Origin of the sequence: Variovorax sp. dw_954 (genome assembly GCF_018449755.1) — a bacterium.
In the GTDB taxonomy this organism is placed as follows: domain Bacteria; phylum Pseudomonadota; class Gammaproteobacteria; order Burkholderiales; family Burkholderiaceae_C; genus Variovorax.
In genome coordinates this window covers 73993-96419 of sequence record NZ_JAAVVD010000022.1, presented here as the reverse complement: position 1 = coordinate 96419, position 22427 = coordinate 73993, and the positions used below count along the sequence as shown (strand labels likewise).

The following is a 22427-nucleotide window of genomic DNA, read 5'->3' as shown; positions in this document are numbered from 1 at the left end:
GCGTAGCAGCTACGCCTGCGTCGGCATGAAGCAGTAAAGGTGCCACTCCCCCGGCACGCCCTTCAACGCGTGGCTGCCGCGGTCCTGGAATGCCATGCCGGAGCCGGCCACCAGGTCCTTCACCGTGCTCGACACCATCACTTCGCCCGGCCCCGCCTGCGCGGCCACGCGCGCGCCGATGTGCACCGCGATGCCGCCGATCTTGTCGCCCATCACTTCGCATTCGCCCGTGTGGGCGCCCACGCGAATGTCGAGCCCCAGCAGCCGCGCGCCGCTGCCGATGGCCGCCGCGCAGCGGATCGCACGCGCCGGTCCGTCGAACGCGGCGAACAGGCCATCGCCCGCGGTGTCGATCTCGCGACCCCGGAAGCGCACCAGTTGTCGGCGGGCCACGCTGTAGTAGCTGTCGAGCAATGCGTGCCAGCGCGCGTCTCCCAGTTCGGCGGCGCGCTCGGTCGAGCCGACGATGTCGGCGAAGAGGATGGTCGCGAGCACGCGGTCGGTCTCGCCCGCGTGCCGCTCACCGGTGAGGAACTCCTCGACCTCGTCGAGGTAGGCATCGGCGTCGCCGGTCCAGAAGAAATGATCGGTGCCGGGGAGCTCCACGTACTTGGCGCCCGGTATCTCGCGCGCAAGGTAGCGTGCATGCTCGACCGACACCAGCAGGTCCTCGCGCCGATGCAGGATCAATGTCGGCAAGCGCACAGCGGACAGGATCGAACGGGTGTCGATCTCGTAGGCCATGCGCATCACCGCCACCGCCGCACCGGGGCTGGAGGCCCTGCGCTGCAGGCGTGCCCATGAGTGGCGCGCCCCGGCATCGTTCTTGAGCGAGGGTGCGAAGGCGGACAGCAGGACGCCCTTGCCCCATCCTTCCGCCATCCGCTTGAGCAGGCCGTGCCATAGATCGGCCTGCACGCCGAAGGGGTAGTCGGGCGCCCAGGCCACGCGCGCGAAGGTGCCGATGATGACCATGGCGGACACGCGGTCGGGGTGGGTGGCGCCGAACAGCAGGCTCAGCGGCCCGCCCTCCGACACGCCGACCAGTGCGGCGCGCTTCGACCCGGCGGCGTCCATCACGGCCCGCACGTCGTCCATGCGTTGCTCCAGGGAAGGCAACTGCTCGACGGGCACCGGGTCCGACATGCCCGTGCCGCGCTTGTCGAACAGGATGAGGCGCGCGAACGAAGCGAGTCGCCGGTAGAAGTGCGCGATGCGCGGGTCTTCCCAGCAGTATTCGACGCTGGAGATGAAGCCCGGGATGAAGACCAGGTCGAACGGGCCGTTGCCGACGACCTGGTAGGCGATGTGAAAGTCCCCGCTCTTGGCGTAGCGGGTTTCCGGCGTCTCATCCATGAGGGCCCAAGCGTCGTTTCATGGCGGGAGCGTGCGCCATTCAACCGCCGCGCGCAAGGTACAACCGCACTCGGCGGCGTCGACCCTGTTGCTCGCGGCGATGCAAACGACTTGGTGCGGACAGGCGACGTCATACGGCTTTGCAATCAAGCGCAGAACAAGGCGGAGCGCCGCAGACAGTGCCGTAGCACGGCAAGGCGGTCCAACGCAGTTATGCGTTTGATTGCGAAGGCGTATCAGGCCGCGACGTAGATCGGAAAGCTTGCCTTCCAGCCATCGGCCGCACGCTCGAAAGGCACGGTAACTGCCGCGCGAGCGTCTTCTGACAAGCGGCTCCACAGGAAGTCCCGCGCGTTGCCCGGCGCGCCCGCGACGTAGAGCTGCGTGGTCAGCAACTCGCGCGCGCCGAGCTTGACCTTCACATGGATGTGCGGCGTGCGGCCGGAATAGGCCACCGGGCGGATCGTGCGGAAGCGATAGCGGCCCTGTGCATCTACGGCGACCTTGCCGAAGCCCTGGAACGCACGGTCGGCGCGGTCGCCGTCGCCGGGATGGTGGTAGTGGCCGTGTTCGTCGCACTGCCAGATCTCCACCAGCGCGCCTGCAAGCGGCCGGCCGTCGAGGTCGGTAACGCTGCCATCGACCCAGGTCGGTTTGGCGGCGGCATAGGTCAGCGTGCCGTTGTGCAGCAGGTCGTTGTCCGAATCGGCCGGCAGGGCCACCGGGTAGAACGGGCCTTCGGTCTGCGCGGGCGTCGCGCGCCGGGCGGCCGGCGCCTGCGCGCGGGCGCCGAGCCACAGGGCGGGCAGGGCGACGATCGCGGCGGACAGGGCGCGCCGTGGCAGGCCTCTGGGGTGATGTGTGGCGTTCATCGTGATGAGAGTCGATGCCGTGCGCTGCGTTCCTGGTCAGCCCACATCCTTGCCTTGGTCGCCTGCGATGGCAAGCCCGTTCTCTTCGCCCCATTCGCGCAAGGCCCTTTCTGTTTGCGCGTTCGCGCCGGTCGACCCGCACACCAAGGCCCGAGCCCGCCGTCCGCGCCCGCGAAAAGCGGGCTTTCCCGCTAGTGCCTTCGCACTAGACCGACCCCGACCCGCTAAGCCGTTAGCCAGATTTTCCGCCCCGCCCAAGCATCCGACACTGCCAACTTCTGGCAACCCCTGCCGGTGACGGAGCGCGGATGAGCTGGCGAACAAAAGTGGTTTGGAGCGAGGGGATGCTGTTGCAGCCCCAGCACCTTCAGCAGAGCGAGCGCCACGCAGACCATGCCCGGCACCTGCTGCTGCGCACCACCACGCCCTACGCCTGGGGGTTCGCGGAACTGGAGATCGACGCGGCCGCGCTGACGCTCGGCAAGCTCGCGCTCGTGCGCGCGGTGGGTGTCTTCGGCGACGGCACCGTGTTCGACATGCCGGCCATCGACCCGCTGCCCGAACCCATCGACATCGCGCCGACGATGCGCGAGGAGGCGGTGGTGCTGGCCTTGCCATTGCGCCGCTCGGGCGCGCGCGAGGCCGATGCGGAAGGCTACGAGGACCTGGTGCGGCATCGCGTGCTGGAGGTCGACGTGCCCGACTCCAATACCTCCGGCGACCGCACGGCCACCGTGCAGCTCGGCGCGCTGCACACGCGCCTCATGCGCGCGAGCGACACCACCGATGCCTGGACCACGATCAACGTCGCGCGCGTGGTCGAGCGCCGCGTCGACAACCAGGTCCAGATCGACCGCGCGCTGGTCCCGCCGCTGCTCGACGTGGCCGGTCATGCGGTGGTGCGCTCGTGGCTCGACGAGTTGCTGGGCCTGCTGCGCCAGCGCGGCGAGGCGCTGGCCGGCCGCATGACGCAGGGCGGCTCCGGCGGCGTGTCGGAGATCGCGGACTTCCTGCTGCTGCAGACCGTGAATCGCAACGAGCCGCTGTTCGCGCACCTGGCCCGCAGCGCGATGCTGCATCCGCAGCACTTCTTCGAGCAGGCGCTCGCGCTGGCCGGCGACCTGGCCACGTTCAGGGACTCGCGCCGCGTGGCGCGCTTCGGGCCGTACATCCATGACGACTTGGCGACCAGCTTCCGGCCGGTGATGGACGACCTGCGGCGCAGCCTGTCGATGGTGCTGGAGCAGTCGGCCATCCGCATCGACCTGCACGACCGCGGGCGGGGCGTGCAGGTGGCGATGATCCCGGACGTGGAACTGCAGCGCAACGCGACCTTCGTGCTGGCGGTGCTGTCGAACATGCCGAGCGAAGCCTTGCGCGCGCGCTTCCCGCAGCAGGTGAAGATAGGCCCGGTCGAGCGCATCCGCGACCTGGTCACGCTGGCGCTGCCGGGCGTGGCGCTGCTGCCGATGCCGGTGGCGCCAAGGCAGATTCCGTTCCACACGGGCGCCAACTATTTCGAGCTGGAAACGCGCAACAGCGACCTGTGGCGGCAGCTGGAAAAGTCGGGGGGTGTCGCGATGCACATCGCCGGCGACTTTCCCGGCCTGGACATGGCGTTCTGGGCGATACGCAGCTAGCGGGAGACCATTCCATGAGCACCCCGGATCCGTTTGCCGCGTTTGAGTCCGAGCGCACGGTCATCAAGCCGAAGCCGCGCATGCCGGGGCAGTCGCCGCCACCACCGCCGGGCGGCGGGGGCGGGGATGCGCCGGCGGTCGACATCGGCGAACTCGCGCTGCTCAATCCGCTGGTCTCCGCGGCCGGCAAGCTGCTGGCGCTGATGGCGCGGCTGCGCACGCTGGTGCATGCGCCCAACGTGCCGGCGCTGCGGGCCTCGACGGCCGAGGCGGTGAACCAGTTCGACGCGACGGCGCGGCGCGCGGGCGTGTCCAACGAAGCGGTGCTGGCCGCGCGCTACGTCCTGTGCACGTCGCTCGACGAAGCCGTGGCCAACACGCCGTGGGGCGCGCAGGCCGGGTGGAACAAGCAGGGCCTGCTGATCCAGTTCCACAACGAGGCGGTCGGCGGCGAGAAGGTGTTCCAGCTGCTGGCCAAGCTCGCACAGGACGTGCCCAAGCATCGCCAGTTGCTGGAACTCATCTACTGCACGCTGGGCCTCGGCTTCGAGGGCCGCTACCGCGTCATCGAGAACGGCCGCGCGCAACTCGACACGGTGCGGCAGCGCCTCGCGGAACTCATCCGGAAAGACCGGCCGCCGCTGGAAGCGGACCTGTCGCCGCACTGGCGCGGGCAGGGCGCGGGCACGACCAAGCTGCGCCATGCATTGCCGCTGTGGGTGTTCGGGGCGGCGTTCGCGCTGCTGCTGGCGCTGGTGTGGTTCGGCCTGCGCATCTCGCTGAACAACCGCTCGGACAGCACCTATGCGGCCGTGTCCTCGCTGCGCGTGCCCAACGTGCAGATCGCGCCGCCGGCCATCCTGGCGAAGGCGCCGCGGCTGGCGAAGTTCCTGGAGCCGGAGGTCAAGCAGGGGCTGGTCACCGTGACCGACGAGGCCGACCGCAGCACCGTGCGCCTGCGCGGCGATTCCTTCTTCGGCTCCGGCAGCGCCGATCCGATGCCGCAGTCGCTGCCGGTGCTGAAGCGCATCGGCGATGCGCTGGCGGAGGTCAAGGGCGACGTGCTCATCACCGGCCACTCCGACAACCAGCCGATCCGCTCGCTGCGCTTTCCGAGCAACTGGCACCTGTCGGCCGCGCGTGCCGATGCGGTCAAGGCCGCACTGGAGGCGCAGGTCGATCCGGCCCGCATGCGCTCCGACGGCAAGGCCGATGCGGAACCCGTCGCACCCAATGACTCGCCCGCCAATCGCGCCCGCAACCGGCGCGTGGAGATCGTGCTGCTCACCCCGAACCCGAGCGCAGTGAAGGCGGAGGTGAAGCCATGAAGAAGATCTTCGGCTGGATCTTTCATCCTTTGCTGCTCACGGTCCTGGCGCTGGTCATCGTCGGGGTGCTGATCTGGTGGGTGGGGCCGCTGGTGCGCATCGGTGCGCTGGCGCCGCTGGAGAGCGAGCTGTGGCGCTGGGTGACCATCGGCGTCATCGTGTTCATCGTGCTGCTGCGCGCGCTGCTGCGGCGCTGGCGCGCGCGCAGTGCGAGCAAGGTGCTCACCGAAGGCCTGATGCAGGCGCCCGTCGCCGCCACGGCCGCGCCCGGCAGCGCCGAGCAGAAGATCCTCGACACCCGCTTCAGCGATGCGGTGGCCACGCTCAAGCAGATGCGCCTGCACGCGGCCGGCAGGAAGCCGGGCCTGCGCGACTGGCTCTCGCTCTCGGGCGGCAGCTATCTCTACGACCTGCCCTGGTACGTGTTCATCGGCGCGCCGGGCGCGGGCAAGACGACGGCGCTGGTCAACTCGGGGCTGTCGTTTCCGCTGGCCGACAAGTTCGGGCCGGGCGCGATCAAGGGCGTGGGCGGCACGCGCAATTGCGACTGGTGGTTCACCGACGAGGCCGTGCTCATCGACACGGCCGGGCGCTACACCACGCAGGACAGCCACCAGACCGAGGACAAGAGCGCATGGGAAGGCTTCCTCGGCCTGCTGAAGAAGGTGCGCCCGCGCCGGCCGCTGAACGGCGTGTTCCTCACCGTGAGCGTGCAGGACCTGCTGAGCCAGGACACCGAGGCCCGCAGCACGCTGGCTGCATCGATCCGTGCGCGCCTGCTGGAGCTCGACGGCAAGCTCACCACGCGGCTGCCGGTGTATGTGCTGGTGACCAAGAGCGACCTGCTGTACGGCTTCACCGAATACTTCGCCGACCTGGGCAAGGAGCAGCGTGCGCAGGTGTTCGGCTTCACGCTGCCGCCGGACGAAGGGGCGCAGTTGGCCGAGCACGGTGTCGGCGCGTATTTCCAGCGCGAGTTCGGCCTGCTGCACGACCGGGTCAACAACGGCCTCATCGACCGCATGCAGCAGGAGACCGATGGCACCAAGCGCGCCGCGATCTTCGGCTTCCCGGCGCAGTTCGCATCGGTCGGCCCGCTGCTGCAGGATTTGCTGGACCAGGTCTTCACCGGCTCGCGCTTTGCGCAGCCGCCCTGGGTGCGTGGCGTGTACTTCACCAGCGGCACGCAGGAGGGCAGCCCGATCGACCGCGTGATGGGCAGCCTGGCCCGCAGCTTCGGGATCGAGCGCGCGATGCTGCCGCCGCAGAAGAGCAGTGGCCGTAGCTACTTCCTCACCGCGCTGCTGAAGCAGGTCGTGTTCCCCGAGCAGCGCCTGGCCGGCGCCGACGTGAAGCTGGAGCGCCGCCGCAACACGGTCCGGCTGGCGGCCGTGTCGGCCATGACGCTGGTCACGCTGGCGCTGCTGGCGGCATGGGGCTACAGCAGCTGGCGCAACCTGGAGTACCTGAAGTCGGTCGACGCGCGAATCGACCCTGCGAAGAAGACGCTGGCCGCCGTGCCCTCGCGCGTGCAGAACCTGATCGAGGTGGCGCCCGTGCTGCAGGGCCTGCGCAACATCTGGGAGACGCCGGACAACGGCAATGGCAATGCGCCGCTGTCGATGGGCCTGGGCCTCTACCAGGGCGACAAGCTCGATGCGGCGGCCATGCTGGCGCACCAGCGCGCGCTCAACGAGGTGTTCCTGCCGCAACTGGCCAAGCGCATCGAGGACCAGCTTCGCACCGCGCAGAAGGACAACCTCGAATACACCTACGAGGCGCTCAAGACCTACCTGATGCTGCACCAGGCCGATCGCTTCGATCCCGATGCGCTCAAGGCCTGGATCACGCTCGACTGGAGCCGCAACATCGACCGCGGCGTGCCCGAGGACCAGCGGAAGCTCCTGGAGGACCAGCTCGACGTGCTCATCGCGCAAGGCCCGCCGCGCTCGCCGCTGAAGATGGACGACAACCTGGTGCGCAACGTGCGCGCCCTGCTCGCGAGCTATCCGCTGGAGCAGCGCGTGTTCAGCCGGCTCAAGCGGCAGCGCATCACCAAGGACATCCCGGACTTCAGCCCGGCCAACGCCGCCGGCCCCTCGGGTCCACTGGTGCTGGAGCGCATCAGCGGCAAGCCGCTGACCGAAGGCGTGCCGGGCATGTTCACCTACGACGGCTATCACAAGCGCTTCCAGCAGGAGGTGACGGTGCAGACCGCGCTGCTCGCGAAGGAAGACCCCTGGGTCCTGGGCCTGGACCGCAGCAGCGCGGACCTGGCGCGCGACGTGGCCGGGCTGGGCGCCCTGACCGACCGCGTGCGCCGCCTCTACCTGGAGGAATACAACAAGGTGTGGGACGCGCTGCTGGCCGACGTGCGCGTGGTGCGCGGCAGCGGGCTCGACAAGAACATCGAGACGGCACGCATCCTGTCGAACAAGCCCTCGCCGCTGGCGCTGTTCCTGGGCGCGGTGGTGAAGGAAACCACGCTGATCCCGCCCGACGCCGGCAAGGACGTGGTGAGCAAGGCCACCGAGACCGTGCGCAACACGCGCAAGGGCCTGGAAGACCTGTTCGGCGGCGATCCCAAGCAGCAGCAGGTGGCGCCGGGCAAGCGCATCGAGAGCATCGTCGATGACCACTTCGACACGCTGCGCAAGTTCGTGCTGCCTGCGACCCCCGGCGGGCCCGCACCCATCGACGATGCGGTGAAGATGTTCGGCGACGTCTACACCTACCTCACCAGCGTGGACGCGGCGGTCAAGAACCGCACCGCGCCGCCGCCCGGCGACGCGGTGGCTGCCATCAAGGCGCCGGCCGCGCGCCTGCCGGAGCCAGTGCGATCGATGGTCGAGAACCTGAGCCAGTCGGGCGCGGTGCAGGCGCGCGCCGCCGAGATCGGCAACCTCGCGCAGGACCTGAAGCCTGTCACCGACTTCTGCGTGCGCGCCATCGCGGGGCGCTACCCCTTCGTGCAGGCCAGCAAGCGCGACGTGCTGCCCGACGACTTCGGCACGTTCTTCGGGCCCGGCGGGCTGATGGACGACTTCTTCCAGAAGCGGCTCCTGGCCATCGTCGACACCAGCACCAAGCCCTGGCGCTACAAGCCGGTGGCCGAGCGTCCGGCGGTGAGCGCGGCGTCGCTGGCGCAGTTCGAGCGGGCGGCGCGCATCCGCGACATCTTCTTCCGCGCCGGCGGCAAGGGACCGTCGATGCGGCTGGACTTCAAGCCGGTGGAAATGGACGCCAGCATCACGCAGTTCACGCTCGACGTGGACGGCCAGCTGGTCAAGTACGCGCATGGCCCGGTGGTGCCGATGGCGATCCAGTGGCCGGGTCCGAAGGGCAGCAACACGGTGCGCATCGAGATCAGCCCGCCCTCGGCCAGCGGCCCCTCGGGCATGGCGGTGGACGGGCCGTGGGCGCTGTTCCGCGCGCTCGATGACGGGCAGCTCTCGGCGGGCGATGCGCCGGAGAAATTCTTCATCACCTTCCAGATCGGCGCGCGCACCGCGCGCTTCGAGGTGACGACCAACAGCGTGCAGCATCCGATCCGCCTGAAGGAGCTGCGCGAGTTCCAATGCCCGGAGGGCCTGTGACCGACGTTGCCGATGTCGCCGTGCCCGGCTGGTTCGGCAAGCTGCCGGGCATCGGCGACTTCGCGCATCGGCGCTGGCCCGATGCCTTTCGCGCGCGCTGGGACGACTGGCTGCAGCAAGGCCTGATGAAGCTGCGCGAACGGCATGAGGCCGACTGGGTCGAGCGCTATCTCGAAGGGCCGCTGTGGTTCTTCCTGCTGGGCCAGGACATCGCCAGCGAGCGCGCGTGGATCGGGGTGCTGATGCCGTCCGTGGACAGCGTCGGCAGGTACTTCCCCTTCACGATCGCGACGGAACTCGACGCCCTGGCCGGCCTCTCCGAGGACGAGGCCAGCGCGCGGATGCGCAAGTGGTGGACCCTGGCGGCGCAGGCTGCGCTCGAGGGTCTTGAAAAGGACCTCGATGCGGCCGGCTTCGATGCCGCGCTGACGCGCCTGTTCGGCACCGAGGTGCCCGTGTCGGAATCGGCGCAGCCGGTGCACGTGCCGCGCTCCGGGCAGTCGAGCTGGTGCAGCGACCCGGATGCCTATGAGGTGCTGCCGATGGTCGTGAGCGGGCTGCCGGTGGGGGAGCGCTTCGATGCGCTGTTCGGTTTTGAAGCGGAGGCAGCCTGATGAGCCGGTGCATCTGCTTGCGTCTTCGATTGCCAATCAAGAGCGTCGGGCTGCGGCGAGATCACGCCGACGGCGTACTCTGCTCCGCGAATGTCCCCCGCCGTCAGCGTGCGGCTGCCGGCTCCCGCAGCTCCTCCTTTGTTTCGCTGCGCAGAGCACGCCATCGACGTGACCCAGACGCGCCGCGGTTGTTCGGCCGGCACGACGTGGCGTGTCCTGGGCCGAGGGCATCGGGTGTCTCCCGCAGCGAAATAAAGGAGGAGGCCGAAGGCCGGGGGACATTCGCGGAGGGAGATACCCGATGGCCTCGGCCCGCGCCCCGACATGCACCCCGATCCGCGCTGCATGCACCTCGGCCCGCGCTGAATGCGACACGCGTAGCCAGCAGCGCAACGGAACAAGCGCCATGAGCGACGAGACGCTGCGCCCCAACGACGATGCGGACGACCGCACGCAGGTCGTGACCGGCCCGCAGTTGAGCACCAGCACCCCGCAGGATGTGACCGTCGTCGCGCCGCCCGCCGCGGCGCCGCCGATCGACAAGAACGTGACCACCGTTCCTCCTGTCGATCGCGCACACGCCCCACCCGCTGCGCAAGACGCCGGCGTGCTCCCGGCCGGCGCGCGCATCGCCGACTTCGAGATCAAGCGCCTCATCGGCCAGGGTGGCTTCGGCGCGGTCTACGAGGTGTGGGACCACAAGCTCGAACGCGTGGCTGCGATCAAGGAATACCTGCCGATGCAACTGTCCACGCGACAGCTCGACGGAAGCGTGGCGCCGCAGTCGGAGCGGCAGCGCGAGACCTTCGACGAAGGCATGAGCAAGTTCCTGGAAGAAGCCCGGCTGCTGGCCAAGTTCGACCATCCGTCGCTGCTCAAGGTCATCGACTACCTGCGCGACCGCGGCACCGCCTACATGGTGATGCCGCTCTATCGCGGCGACACGCTGCGCCAGGCGCTGCGCGACTCGCCCGGCGGCGTCGACGAGGCCTGGCTGCTGCGGATCGTCGACGGCGTGACGCAGGCGCTGGCCGTGATGCACAACGCCCACTGCTTCCACCGCGACATCGCGCCCGACAACATCATGCTGCTAGAAGGCTCGGGCCAGCCGGTGGTGCTGGACTTCGGCGCCGCGCGCCGCGTCATCTCCGACATGACGCATGCCATCACCGTGATCCTGAAGCCCGGCTATGCGCCGATCGAGCAGTACGCCGAGGTGCCCGACATGACGCAGGGCGCATGGACCGACGTGTACGCGCTGGCCGGCGTGATGCACGTCGCGGTGACCGGCCGCGCGCCGCCGCCCTCAGTGGCTCGACTGCTGTCCGACAGCTATGTGCCGCTGGTCAACAACGAGACGCTGCGCCAGCGCTACAGCGTGCAGTTGCTGTCGAGCATCGACGCCGGACTGGCCGTTCGGCCGGAACACCGGCCGCAGTCGATGGCCGAGTTGCGCGCGATGCTGGGACTGGACGGCGCGCAGACGGTCATGCCGTCGGCGGGCTGGCAGTCGGGGGCGCCGTCGACGCCGCCGGCGCCCGTGAGCCGGCCGGTGCCGCTGGGCACCACGCCCGCGCCGATGCCCGCGTCTGCAACGGCCGCGCCTTCGAGCGGCAGGGGCAAGGCGATCGCCGCCGCATCGGTGATCGGGTTGGCGGCGCTCGGTGCGGGCGGTTGGTGGTGGTCGCAGCAAGGCGCGGGCGACAACGCCGGCGAGGCCGGCAAGATCGCCGCCGCACCCCCGCCGGGTGGCACCGCGAGCGTGACGCCGGAACCCCCGCCGCCCCCACCGCCACCACCGCCCCCGCCCCCTCCACCGACCACGCCGCTGGAGTCCCTGCAATCGCTGGCCGGCGGCGCCGCGCCCGGCTTCGAGGTGACGGCCACGCCGAAGAAGGCCGATGTCCTCATCGGCAAGGACAAGCTGTCCTTCGACGTGCGCAGCAGGCGCGACGGCTACGCCTACGTCTTCCTGCTGTCGACCGACGGCGGCATGTACCAGCTGTTCCCGAACCTGCTCGACAAGTACAACAAGGTCTCGGCCGGCAGCCCCATCACGCTGCCGCGTGCGTCGTGGCCCATGGATGCGGGCGGGCCGGCCGGCATCGATCATTTCGCGGTGCTGGTGAGCCAGCACGAGCGCGACTTCAGCGGCACCGGCATCCAGAACGACGGTGTTTTTCCCAAGTTCCCGCTGACGGTGCTCGCCGCGCTGGAAGCGGCGCGCGGCAATGGACCGCCACCCTTGCTCGGCCATCCGATCTGTCCGCCGCCGAACACCACCTGCAACGACGTCTATGGCGTCGGGCTTTTCCAAATCACCGAGAAGTAATCGTCTGCAGAGCGTCGGCCCGCGCAGCACCGAAGCCCGGGCCGCCGCTCCATCTGCAGCAAGGAGGTTCCAATGAAAAACCTGTCACCGCCGACCCGGCCCATCGTCCTGCGCCGCATGGCCTTCGGCGCCGTTGCCTTCGCTGTGACCTGGCTCGCGGGTTGCGCCTCCCCGCCGCCGGCGACCGGCACCGGCGCGGCATCGACTGCCCCCGCGCCCGCCGCACCGGCCAGCACCACGCCGGCCACAGGCAGCACCTTCAACATCGGTCCTGCGCCGACCTCCACCGTTGCGACCGACGCGGGCACGCGCCCGACCATTTCCGGCGCCGCCTCGGGCGCGAGCGTGGCCGGGCAGGCGCGCACCTTCTCCACCCAGCTCGCCACCTACACCGCGGTCGGCTACGACGCGCTGCCGGGCTGGGGCCGCGACGATTTCTCCGAGGGCTGGCCAGCCTTCCTGGGCAGCTGCAAGGTTCTGACCGGTCGCGGCGCGCAGTGGAAGGACATCTGCGATCGCACCCGCTCCATCGACCCGAAGAACAGTGCGGCCATCCGCGGTTTCTACGAGCGCGAGTTCACCGTCTACCAGATCCGCGACGACGACCGCCGCCCCGACGGCGTGGTGACCGGCTACTTCGAGCCCGAGATCACCGGCAGCCGCAACTATTCGCCGCCCAACATCTACCCGGTGTACGGCACGCCGGAGGACATGCTGTTCCTCGATGCGCGCAAGCTGCCGCCCGGCAACGCCACCGTCGCGGCGCGGGTGCAGGGCCGCGACGTGACGATCCAGACGGGCGCATTCAACACGCGCGACCTTGGCTCGCCGGGCCTCTATTCGCTCGACCTGTCGACGATCACCCGCGACACGCTCGACCGCAAGGTGCGCCTGCGCGCGCAGGGTAGGGCCCTGCTGCCGTACTTCACGCGCGAGGAGATCGAGACGCGCGGCGCGCCCAACGCCAAGGTGCTGGCCTTCGTCAGCAGCGCCACCGCCTTGTACGAGATGCAGATCCAGGGTTCCGGCCGCATCCGCCTGCCCAATGGCGAGATCGTCCGCGTGGCCTATGCGGAGCAGAACGGCCAGCCCTTCCGCCCCACGCTGGCGCAGAACAAGAACGGCCAGCCCGCGAGCAAGGTGCGCACGCGCGGCGGCGCGGTCGAGCTGGAACTCGACAACGACGATGACGACGTCGGCGACAACACCGCCGGCATCCGCGTGCGCGGCTTCACGCTGGCGCGGCCGGAGCAGAGCGGCGCGGTCATCGTGCCGGGGCGCACTGCGTCGGGGCCGGTCATCGGCTCCGGCATCAAGGACCCGAGCTACGTGTTCTTCAAGGAATCGGCCGGCGGCGCGAGCGGCCCGGTGGGAGCCTTCGGCGTGCCCTTGCAAGCCGGCCGGTCCATCGCGGTCGATCCGCGCAGCACGCCGCTGGGCTACCCGGTGTTCGTGTCGACGCGCACGCCCGGCACCGGCGAACCGATGCAGCGGCTGACGATCGCGCAGGACACCGGCGGCGCGATCCGCGGCGCGGTACGGGCCGACTATTTCTTCGGCAACGGCACGCAGGCCGCAACGAACGCGCGCCGCATGAAGGAGCGCGGCCAGCTCTGGATCCTGCTGCCGCGCGGCCAGGCCGTGGCGGCGGCCTCGAGTTCGACGATCCGCACGCGCGGCGGTGCGGCTGGCGCGGACCTGCCGCAATGCCTGGTGCCCGTCGAAGGCCAGTGCGTCGATGACTGAAGTCGCGTGTCGTTGACCGCCTCCTCATGCAGGAAACCCTCTCCTCCGAGCAAAGCGTCGAACTGGTGCGCCTGTGGCGTCGCCGGCATGCGCTCGGGCCGAAGGAGATGGCCTGCATGTACGGCATCGTCGGCGGGGCGCTGGCGGGCTGCAATCCGCCGGAGCTGCATGTGCTCGGCGAAGGTCGGCAGGAACTGGTGGCGCAGTTCATCTACGTGAAGGTGCTGCGGCTCGATGCCGACCCGGACGAGGCCGAGGAGACCGGCGAGAGCGGCCGCAGTGGCCGCAGCGGCGATGACAACCACAGCGCCCCGTCGAGCGCGTTCGCGCTGTGCGCCTACTTCCGCCGCTACCTCATCGACTGCACGCGCGCCAGCAGCTTTCGGCGCAGGCGGTCGATCGGCGACCAGGTGTCGGAGGCACAGCTCGAAGACCAGCTCGGCAGCAGCAGCAGCGACGCGAGCGGCTTCGACGTGCTCGCCGAGCACGGGCTGAGTGGCCCGGCCGTGCAGGCGGCGGCGCGCGCCTTCATCGCTTCGCTGCCGGCGCCGGAGCGCATCCTGCTGTGCGAGGGCTTCGGCCGCGAGAACCCACTGTCTGGCGTGGCGTCGCGCCATTCGATCGCCTCCTACCACTACCGCGCGGGCCGGCTGGGGCTCGTGCACAAGCGCGAGGCGCTGCCGGCCGACTATGCGAAGACCACGCTGGGCCGATGGCTCACGCAGACCCTGGGCATCGCCGTCGAGCCGGACAACATGGGCGTGATCCTCAAGGTCTTCGAAATCCTCGGTGCTGAAGCGTCTTATGCCTGAAGACATACCCAATTCAGGACACCTCCCCGTGACGCATACCGAACTCTGGCCCCCGCTCAGCCTCATTCGCGGCGCCTTCGAGCGCGATCTGCCGCAGGCCGGCACCGCCGATGCGCAGGCCATCGCGCCGCCGAACGGTGCCAAGGCGGCCACGCCACCCGCGCCGCCGCCACGTCTCGCCGAAGACCTGCTGCTGCCCCTCACCGAACTGGCGCGCCGCCGCGAAGCCGTGGCCCAACGCGCCTTCCCGGCGCGCTGGGCGCCGGGACGCCTGCTCAGCATCGTGCACGAAGGGCGGCTGCTCGGCGTGCTGCTCGACAAGTGCGTCGGCGGCGATCGCTGGCAGGGCTGGATGGCGGCCGGCGAGGCCGACTGGGCGTCTGCCTTCGACGTGCTGCTGGAGCCCGGGGACGAGCCCTTCGAGCCGCTGTTCGGCATGGTGCAGGCCTGGAACCCGGTCATGCTCACTTCGGCGCCGCAACTCTGCGCCCGCGTGCAAGGCGAGTTGTCGGCCACGCGGCTGGCCGCGATCCGCGCAGTGCATGACGAATGGGCCACACAGCAGGCGCCGGCCATCGACGCCGCGCCCGGCCGCATCGCCTTGCGCACCGTGGCAGGCGTGTTCTCTGTGCTCTCGGGCACGCCGCTCGGCGACGACGATCCGCGCGCCGACTACCAGGCGCTTTACCGCGATGCGGCCGGGAAGCTGGGCGCGACCGGGCAGGACAACCCGGCGCAGGCCCTGGCTACGCCCGCCCGATCGGCGTCGCCCTCGACGCCGCAGGCCGACGAGACCGGATGGGCGCGGTTGCGCCAATGGTTCGGCGCCGACCGCTGGGTGCGCCCGGCCTTTGCCTTGCTCGCGCTGGCCTTCGTGGTGCAGAACATGGGCCTGTTCAACCCGCCGGTGGCAGACGAGGAGGTGCGCTTCCGCTCGGTGGCGACGGCGCCCGCCGAGCCTGCCGCGGCCAACCTGGTCGTGCTGTGGAAGGCCGGCGTCACGCTGGACGAGGCCGGGCGTGCGATGCGCGCCGCCGCCGTCGAAGTGGTGGGCGGGCCGGACGTGACGGGCGCATGGCAGTTGCATGCCGCGGACCCGCTCGGCGCGCTCGCCGCCCTGCAGGGCTCTCCGCTGGTGCAGTCCGTGCGCGTGGCCGAAGGGCAGGAGGTGCGCTGATGACGTCGCGCCTGTCACGCTGGCTCCTGGGCGCGTTGCTGGTCGCCGCGGCCCTGCCGGTGTGGAGTGCGCAACGGGCCTTGCTGGTGGGCGTGTCGGAACTGGTCAACCAGCCGCAGGCCTTGTGGCTGCAGGCGCCGCGCAATGACGTGGCGCTGATGCGCGAGGTGCTGCTGAAGCAGGGCTTTGCCGCGCCCGACATCACCGTGCTGGCCGACGGCGTCGAGGGCGCGGGCCTGCCCGATGCGCAGCGCATCCACGAGGCGCTGGGCCGCCTGCTGGAGCGCTCGAGGAGCGGCGATTTCGTGCTGCTCTACTTCTCCGGTCACGGCACGCGCCTGCGCGATGCGACCAAGGCCTACCAGGAGCCCGACGGCCTGGCCGAGAACTTCCTCGCGCGCGACGTGCGCGGCCAGGTCGGCGTCGACAGGGCCTTGCCCGGGGGCGTGCGGGACGTGGAGTTCGACGCCTGGATCGGCGCCTTCCTCGCGCGCAACGTGTTCGTGTGGTCGGTGTTCGACACCTGCTCGGCGGCCTCGCTCACGCGCAGCGCGAAGACGGTGGCGGACGCAGCGCAACCGGCCGACGACCAGGTGCGCTTCCGTGGCATCCAGGTCGACCGGCTGGTCCGTGGCGATGCGGCAAGTGCTGTAGCCCCGTCCGGCGCTCCGCCCGTGAACCACGTCGCCCGCGCCCGCTACGTCGCTTTCTTCGCCTCGGAAAGCCACCAGGTCACGCCGGAACTCCGGCTGCCGCGCAAGGACCGCAACGGCCGTCCGCAAGGCCTGCTGACCTGGGCCGTGGCGGAGGCCTTGCAGCGCAAGCCCGCGACCTGGCGCGAGCTCTACAACGGCGTGCTGGCCCTTTATCCGCCCGTCATCGAGGAACTGGAGGCGCGCTTTCCGGAGCGCGAACTGCCGTCCCCCGTGGCCGAGGGCAACCTCGACCTGCCCCTGTTCGCCAACAGCCTGCAGCCCTTGTCGACGCGGCCGGTGTGGAACGCGCAGCGCGTGGGCGACAAGCTGACGCTGGCGGTCGGGCGGCTCGACGGGCTGGACCCCCGCCAGCCGGTGCGCGTGCTGGCCACGCTGGCGGACGGCACCGTGCGCGTCGCGCCATCGGAACTCTCGGAGATCGCCTTGGGCAGTGCCCGCCTCGACGTGCCGCCCGTGCTGGCCGGATTGGCCGGCGCAACCTTCTGGGCCGTCACGCCGGTGGACGCGCCCGAGTCCGTCGCCTTGCGCGTGCGTGCCGACAAGCCCCTGCCGGCCGGCATGAGCCTGCAATGGCCGACCGCGTTGCGCACCGTGCGCGATGGCGATGCCGACGTGCGCTGGACCGACCTCGGCGCAGGAGGCCATCGCCTGGAGTTGCTGTCGCCCGCGCTCGGCACGACCGCCACCATGCCCGATGCCACGCTGCCCGATGCGGCTGCGCTGCGGCAACGCCTGCAAGGCCTGGCGCAGCTCAAGTGGCTGCTGCAACTGAACGCGCTGGCCGGCGACGGACAACTCGATGGCTTCGATGCGCTGGTCGAGATCCGCGATGGCGAACGCCTCGTACGCAGCGCCCCTGCACGCGAGGCCGAGGCCAAGCTGCCGCCCCCGGCCGGCGCCGAGCGCGCGTCGCTGGCCGTGCGCAACACCAGCGGCCAGTCGCTCGACCTGGTGATCGTGGCGCTCGATGGTCGCGGCGCCACGCAAGCCGTCTTCCCCGAGGAAAGCAGCGAGACCAACCGCTTCGAACGCGGCACCCCGCAGGCCCCGGCCGCCAAGCGCTTCGAGCTGCCGCCGCTCGACGGCGGCGCGCGCCTGCTGGTGCTGGCCAGCCCCGCCGCGCCATGGAGCGTGCCGCGCATGTTCGGCCTGCGCGGCCAGGAGGCAGAAGCCGCGCTGCCCGAAGTGCGCGTGCGCGGCCTGCCGCAATCACTCAAGGAGCGGCAGGTGTATGCCGCGATGGTTCGATGGCCAGGCGAAGCCCCGGCGTCCAGGTAACACGACACACGACACACGACACGAGGAGAACGCGATGAGCTTCAACATGGACGGAAAACTCGACCCCGACGAGGCGCTGCGGCTGCTCGACACCATGGCCGGCGACACCACCATCGACTACCACATGCTGCTCGAAAGCAAGGGCGCCGTGATCGAGGGCGACGGCCTGCGCAAGTTCGAGGACGGCAAGAATCGACTGCCCATCGGCGGCTATTACTCGTATGCCCACGTCGTCACGCCGCCGGGTTCGAGCAAGGGCCAGGTGCGCGCCAGCATGTTCATCGTGGCGCGCGACTGCGATGCGGCCACGGCCTCCATCGCCAGCCTGCTGAAGAACCAGGCCACCGACATCACCGCGACCATCTCGGTGTTCAAGGCCAGCGGCGACGGCTCGGTGGAACTGCAGCCGATGCTGGAGTTCGTGCTCAGCGAGGCGCGCATCGACACCCAGGCCTTCGTCACCGGCGGCAGCCCCCGGCTGCCCAGAGAAATCATCTACTTCAACTACCGCAAGCTGGAGATCCGCTCCGCATCGCAGACCAAGACCGGCCTGCGCGGCGCAGTCCGCACCTGCGTGCTCACCAACTCCTGAATTCCATCGAAAGGAAAGACATGACTCGCTCCGCGGAACTCCTCCTGGCCAACGACCCGGCCGGTGCGCTCAAGGCCCTCACCGACGAGATCAAGGCCAAGCCGGCCGACAGCAAGCTGCGTGTGTTCATGGCCCAGTTGCTGTGCGTGCTCGGCAAGTGGGAGCGTGCGTTGAACCAGCTCACCGTGGCCGCCGAACTCGACGCCCTTGCAATACCGATGAAGCAGGTCTACGGCGACGCCATCCGATGCGAAGGCCTGCGCGCGAACGTCTTTGCCGGCACGAAGACGCCGATGGTGTTCGGCCAGCCGGACGAGTGGCTGGCGCTGCTGATCGAGTCGCTGTTGCGGCGAGGCGCCGGCGAGATGGAGCTTGCCGGGCAGTTGCGCGAGCGAGCCTTCGATGCCGCGCCCGCGGTCGGCGGAACCATCGACGGCGCGCCCTTCGAATGGCTGGCCGATGCGGACATGCGCATCGGCCCGGTGCTCGAAGCCTTCGTCAACGGCAAGTACTACTGGGTGCCTTTCGCACGGCTCGCCGCGGTGCGTATCGAAGAGCCGGTGGACCTGCGCGATTGCGTGTGGCTGCCGGCCAACCTGCTGTTCGAGAACGGCGGCGAATCGCTCGCGCTGATACCCACGCGCTACCAGGGCACCGAGAAAAGCACCGATGGCGAACTGCTGCTCGCGCGCAAGACCGAGTGGAGCGAACTGCAGCCCGAAGTGTGGGCCGGGCTCGGGCAGCGCATGCTGAGCAGCGATGCGGGCGACCATGCGTTGATGGACGTGCGCGAGATCGTCTTCGGCGAGGCGTCCGCGACGATCGCGTCCGGCACCGAAGCGGCGCAAGCCCCGGGGGATGGCGGTGGCGACTGAGCAGCAGATCGCCCAGGAACGCCTGCAGCCCTCGCTGCTCGACCGCCTCATCGACGACGCACCGACCGAGAAGCGCGAGAGCGACGACAAGCGCACCCTCACGCGGCAGGCATTGCGCCAGGCGGTGCTGCGCGACCTGTCGTGGCTGTTCAATGCCACCGCGCTCGGCCTCGCATACGACGACAAGCGCTATCCCAACGCGGCACGCTCGGTGCTGAATTACGGATTGCCTATGCTGTCCGGCCAGTTCACGTCCTCTGTGCAGCGTGTCAGCATGGAACAGGCTTTGAAGAACGCGATCCTGCAATTCGAGCCGCGCATCCTGCCCCGCACACTCGAAGTGGAACTCGTCATGGAAGGCTCGGTCCTTGAATCCCACAACCGCATCGGCCTCAAGATCAGGGGCATGCTCTGGGCGCAGCCCGTGCCGCTGGAGTTCCTGATGCGAAGCCGGATCGACCTGGAAGAAGGGCGCTTCGAGATCGAGGACATCTCGGCACCATGACGTTCAGGCGGTAAGCAATGGACCCGCGGCTGTTGAGCTTGTACGAGCAGGAGCTTCGGTACTTCCGCGAAAGCTCCGCCGAGTTCGCACAGGCCTTTCCCAAGATCGCGCGCCGGCTCGGCTTCGACGGGCAGGAAGTGGCCGACCCCTACGTCGAGCGGCTCATCGAGGCCACTGCCTTTCTTTCCGCCCGCGTGGGCCTCAAGCTCGATGCCGAGTACCCCCGCTTCACCGGGCATCTGCTCGACATCGTGTATCCGCAGTTCATGGCGCCGACGCCCTCGATGGCGGTGGTGCAGATGGCGGTCGACCCGGACGACGCGGCCCTGGCCGTCGGCCCCACCTTGCCTCGCGGCAGCGGCCTGCGCGCACGGCAGGCGGCAGGGCAGAACACGCATTGCGAATTCCGCACCGCACGCGCGTTGCGCGTGTGGCCCATCGAGGTGAAGCGCGCCCAGTACTTCACCTATGCGCCCGACCTGCCGCTGGCCCAGCATCCGCAAGCGCGCGACATCCGCGGCGGCCTGCGCATCGCGCTGCATGCGACGGCCAGCCTCAACTTCAACCAGATTCCGCTCGACGAACTGCTGATTCACCTGGGCGGCGCCGATGACGTGGCCTGGCAACTGCACGAGTGCCTGCTCGGCAAGCCGGCGGGCGTGCTGGTGCAGCCACTGGGTGCCAACGGCCTGCCCACCGGCGCGGCGGCCAGCGCCATCCGCAGGCTGCCGGGCAGCGTGGTGGAGCCGGTCGGCTTCGGTGACGACGAGGCGCTGCTGCCGGTCACCGCCACCGGCTTCTCCGGCCATCGGCTGGTGCAGGAGTACTTCGCGTTTCCACAGCGCTTCCAGTTCGTGCGCTTCACCGGCCTGCGCGAGGCGCTGGCGACGATCACGGTGCCCGACGTGGAGATCGTGGTGCTGTTCACGCGCGGCGATGCGGCGCTGGAGCGCCTGGTGAGCGCGGACAACGTGCAACTGAACTGCGTGCCCGTGGTCAACCTGTTCAGCAAGCGGCTCGACCGCGTGGCGGTGAACGAGGGCGTGAGCCAGTTCCACCTGCTGCCCGATCGCACGCGGCCGCAGGACTTCGAGGTGCACACCGTGACCGATGTGGTCGGCCACGGCACGCCCGGCGCGGACGAGGCGCCGGAGCAGCCCTTCAAGCCCTTCTACGCCGCCTTCCATGGCGCGCGCCAGGCGCATCCGGCCTACTACACGACGACGCGCGAGCCGCGCATGCAGTCGGTGCGCCAACGCACCGAGGGCCATCGCAGCAGCCACATCGGCTCCGAGGTCTACATGCAGATCGTCGACCCGCAGCAGGCGCCGTTCGCCGGCACGATGCGGCAACTGGCGGTGACGGCGCTGGTGACCAACCGCGACCTGCCGCTCCTGATGCCGCTTGGCCGCGACAACGACTTCGACTGCATCGACTCGTTCCCGGTGCAGCGCGTGCGCATCGTGCGCGGGCCGTCGCGGCCGGTGTCGCCGGTGGTGAGCCAGGGACTGGGCTGGCGCGTGGTCGACCACCTCGCGCTCAACTACCTGTCGCTGTCCGACAGCACGCCGCAGCAAGGCGCAGCAGCCCTGCGCGAGATGCTGATGCTCTACGCGGTGCATGCCGACGACGTGCGGCAGGGCCAGGTGCGCGGGCTGTTGTCCGTGCGCTCCAAACCGGTGGCGCGACGCCTGCCGCTGGCGGGGCCTATCGCCTTCGGACGCGGGCTGGAGGTCACGCTCGAAGTGGACCGCACGGCCTTTCACGGCCACAGCGCCTTCCTGTTCGGCGCGGTGCTGTCGCACTTCCTCGCGCGGCATGTGGAGGTCAACCATTTCGTCGAGACGGTGCTGAGCGTGCAGGGGCGCGGCGAGACCATGCGATGGAGGCCGATGTGCGGGACACGCCAGATCCTCTAGCAGCGCTGCCGGCGGCGTCGGCGCATCGCGAAACGGTCGGCGAGCGGCTGCATGCGATGTCGGGCCAACCGTGGGCCTACGACTTTTTCGCGGTGATGCGGCGACTGGAGGCGCTGGCCGCGCCCAAGCCGCGCTGGGGCCATGCGTTGCTGCCCAGCGCCGAAGCGGTGCGCGTCGGGCAGGAGCCCTCGCTGTCCTTCGCGCCCGCCAGCCTGAGCCGCTTCGAGCCCGCCACGGCGCATTACCCCCCGCGCGTGCGCCAGCAGTTCTTCGGCTACCTCGGTCCCAACGGGCCGTTGCCGGTGCACCTGAGCGACTTCATCCGCGAACGCACCAACAACCATGCCGACCCGACCTGGCTGGCCTTCCTCGACACCTTCCTGCATCGCTTCTCGCTGTACTTCTATCGGGCTTGGGCGGAGTCCCGCCCGGCGGTCTGGCTGGACCGGCCGGGCGAGGACAAGTTTCGCCAGCGCGTGGGCGCGTTGGTCGGCATCGGCACCGCCACGCGCCAGCAACGCGACGAGATCAATGACGACGCGCGCCTGCATTTCTCGGGCTGGCTCACGCGCAAGGTGCACAGCGCCGAGGGCGTGGAGCGCGTGTTGTGCAGCTACTTCGGCGTGCCGATCCGGCTGGAGCCGTGGGTGGGCCACTGGATGCGCCTGCCCACGGAGGAACTGACGCGGCTCGGCCGCGGCGGCGCCTCGCGCACGATGGGCATGGGCGCGATGCTCGGCCAGCGCGCGTGGGACCGGCAGCACCGCGTGCGCCTGCATGTGGGGCCACTGTCGCTGAACCGCTATCTCGGCTTCCTGCCAGGTGGGGCGGCGCGGCCCGAGTTGCTGCGCTGGATGCAACAGTTGCTGGGCAACGAGCTTTACTGGGACGCGCAGTTGATCCTGCGCAAGGAAGAGGTGCCCGCCACGCGACTCGGGCGGCACAAGGGCAATGCACCGCGGCTGGGCTGGGTCTCCTGGCTCGGCCGCTTGCCGCGCGAGCGCGATGCGGCGGACGTGCGAATCGACGGCGATGCACAGACGGCCCGCGCGGTCGTTCTTCAATAACC

16 protein-coding genes are annotated in these 22427 nt (G+C 69.8%); 14 read left to right on the top strand and 2 right to left on the bottom strand.

Features of this window, described 5'->3' with window-relative positions; all coding sequences use genetic code 11:
* Window positions 1–9: 9 nt before the first annotated feature.
* Both HB681_RS27925 and HB681_RS27920 read right to left on the bottom strand, forming a co-directional pair.
* Entirely contained in the window at window positions 10–1356 is a 1347-nt protein-coding gene (locus HB681_RS27925; protein ID WP_213958134.1) for an adenylate/guanylate cyclase domain-containing protein, read from the bottom strand.
* Window positions 1357–1592: 236 nt separating this feature from the next.
* A complete protein-coding gene (locus tag HB681_RS27920; protein ID WP_213958133.1) occupies window positions 1593–2228 on the bottom strand; it encodes a protocatechuate 3,4-dioxygenase in 636 nt (211 codons plus the stop codon).
* 308 nt (window positions 2229–2536) lie between these two features.
* On the opposite strand from HB681_RS27920, the gene tssK reads away from it, so the two are divergent.
* The 14 genes from tssK (at window position 2537) to tssG (ending at window position 22425) form a co-directional block, all read left to right on the top strand.
* Window positions 2537–3868 carry a type VI secretion system baseplate subunit TssK gene (gene tssK, locus HB681_RS27915; protein ID WP_213958132.1) on the top strand — a complete coding sequence of 444 codons (1332 nt, stop codon included), beginning with the start codon at window positions 2537–2539 and terminating at the stop codon, window positions 3866–3868.
* A 14-nt stretch (window positions 3869–3882) separates the two neighbouring features.
* Window positions 3883–5196 carry a DotU family type VI secretion system protein gene (locus HB681_RS27910; RefSeq protein WP_213958131.1) on the top strand — a complete coding sequence of 438 codons (1314 nt, stop codon included), beginning with the start codon at window positions 3883–3885 and terminating at the stop codon, window positions 5194–5196.
* A complete protein-coding gene (gene tssM, locus HB681_RS27905) occupies window positions 5193–8792 on the top strand; it encodes a type VI secretion system membrane subunit TssM (protein ID WP_213958130.1) in 3600 nt (1199 codons plus the stop codon). Before HB681_RS27910 ends, tssM begins: the two co-directional genes overlap by 4 nt.
* Window positions 8789–9406: a type VI secretion system-associated protein TagF gene (gene tagF, locus HB681_RS27900; RefSeq protein WP_345944767.1), complete on the top strand. Its 618-nt coding sequence runs from the start codon at window positions 8789–8791 to the stop codon at window positions 9404–9406. Before tssM ends, tagF begins: the two co-directional genes overlap by 4 nt.
* Before the next feature lie 406 nt (window positions 9407–9812).
* Window positions 9813–11738 (top strand): serine/threonine-protein kinase, encoded by a 1926-nt coding sequence (locus HB681_RS27895; protein WP_213958128.1) that lies wholly within the window; start codon window positions 9813–9815, stop codon window positions 11736–11738.
* A gap of 72 nt (window positions 11739–11810) precedes the next feature.
* Complete coding sequence (locus HB681_RS27890) at window positions 11811–13484, top strand: MltA domain-containing protein (RefSeq protein WP_256735131.1); 1674 nt, start codon at window positions 11811–11813, stop codon at window positions 13482–13484.
* Window positions 13485–13510: 26 nt separating this feature from the next.
* Window positions 13511–14296: a hypothetical protein gene (locus HB681_RS27885; protein WP_213958127.1), complete on the top strand. Its 786-nt coding sequence runs from the start codon at window positions 13511–13513 to the stop codon at window positions 14294–14296.
* Between the two features lie 28 nt (window positions 14297–14324).
* Window positions 14325–15473, top strand: a complete 1149-nt coding sequence (locus tag HB681_RS27880) for a hypothetical protein (RefSeq protein ID WP_345944766.1) — start codon at window positions 14325–14327, stop codon at window positions 15471–15473.
* Window positions 15473–17467, top strand: a complete 1995-nt coding sequence (locus HB681_RS27875; protein WP_213958125.1) for a caspase family protein — start codon at window positions 15473–15475, stop codon at window positions 17465–17467. Before HB681_RS27880 ends, HB681_RS27875 begins: the two co-directional genes overlap by 1 nt.
* Window positions 17468–17501: 34 nt before the next feature.
* Entirely contained in the window at window positions 17502–18059 is a 558-nt protein-coding gene (locus HB681_RS27870; RefSeq protein WP_213958124.1) for a type VI secretion system tube protein Hcp, read from the top strand.
* A 20-nt stretch (window positions 18060–18079) separates the two neighbouring features.
* Window positions 18080–18934 carry a type VI secretion system accessory protein TagJ gene (locus HB681_RS27865; protein ID WP_213958123.1) on the top strand — a complete coding sequence of 285 codons (855 nt, stop codon included), beginning with the start codon at window positions 18080–18082 and terminating at the stop codon, window positions 18932–18934.
* Window positions 18918–19439, top strand: coding sequence for a type VI secretion system baseplate subunit TssE (tssE, locus tag HB681_RS27860; RefSeq protein WP_213958122.1), 522 nt, complete (start codon window positions 18918–18920; stop codon window positions 19437–19439). The genes HB681_RS27865 and tssE overlap by 17 nt, the downstream gene beginning before the upstream one ends.
* 17 nt (window positions 19440–19456) lie before the next feature.
* A complete protein-coding gene (gene tssF, locus HB681_RS27855; RefSeq protein WP_213958121.1) occupies window positions 19457–21358 on the top strand; it encodes a type VI secretion system baseplate subunit TssF in 1902 nt (633 codons plus the stop codon).
* Window positions 21334–22425 (top strand): type VI secretion system baseplate subunit TssG, encoded by a 1092-nt coding sequence (gene tssG / locus HB681_RS27850; RefSeq protein WP_345944765.1) that lies wholly within the window; start codon window positions 21334–21336, stop codon window positions 22423–22425. The genes tssF and tssG overlap by 25 nt, the downstream gene beginning before the upstream one ends.
* Window positions 22426–22427 lie beyond the last annotated feature (2 nt).